Source organism: Xanthomonas sp. SHU 308, assembly GCF_000364645.1.
In the GTDB taxonomy this organism is placed as follows: domain Bacteria; phylum Pseudomonadota; class Gammaproteobacteria; order Xanthomonadales; family Xanthomonadaceae; genus Xanthomonas_A; species Xanthomonas_A sontii.
The window spans coordinates 1-730 of the sequence record NZ_AQOK01000915.1 but is presented as its reverse complement, the minus strand read 5'-3'; the positions used below and the strand labels follow the sequence as shown (position 1 = coordinate 730).

General features: G+C 74.9%; 1 pseudogene. It reads right to left on the bottom strand.

Going from position 1 to position 730, the window contains the following annotated elements:
• A pseudogene (locus tag D588_RS26045) lies at positions 1 to 730 on the bottom strand (hypothetical protein); the annotation flags it as partial.

Here is a 730-nt window from a genome sequence, read left to right as displayed (position 1 = left end):
GGTCGCGGGCCTGGCGCTGCGCCGGCAGCGTGCCGGCGGCGACGTGGCGGGTGATCTCGGTGGCGCCGTTCGCGCCGAACGCTTCGGCGCCGCCGCCGCTGGGCGCGCTCAGTGAGGTCAGCAGCGCGCGGCCGTCGACCTGCACGACGTTGCCGTCGACGGCGACGTCGTGGATCGGCGACAGGCCGCCGTTCTGCCACGGCGGATTCATCTGCATCGGCCGCACCAGCAGCGACAGGGTGCCGCTGACCGGGGTGGTGCCGGTGTTGCGCAGGCGATGGCGCAGCAGCGTCACCGGCTGGCCGTCGCGTTCGATCGCGAAGGTCTCGCTGCGCAGTTCCAGCCCCGGCTGCGGCGACCAGCGCACCGACGGCATCGGCTTCCAGCCGTCGCGCAAGGCGTGGGTCAGCGCATGGCCGTCGGCGCCGGCGGCGGTGCCGGAGGCGTCGCGCCACAGCGGCTGCACCAGCGGCGCGCCCTTCCACGCCTCCAGGTTGCCGTACTCGTCGAAGATCGATTTCTGCCGGCCGGCGTGGATGCCGACCGCGGTCCAATAGGTCTGCTGCATGTGCAGCGAGGCCGGGAACAGCGCGCGGGTGGCGCCGCGCTGCGCGGCGACCTGGTAGCGCTTCATCGGCGTCATCACCGCCTTCGGCCCCAGCAGGCGCAGGCGCGCCAGGGTCGGCGCGACGCCACCGGGCGCGGCGTCGACGCGCAGGCGCAGCGCGCG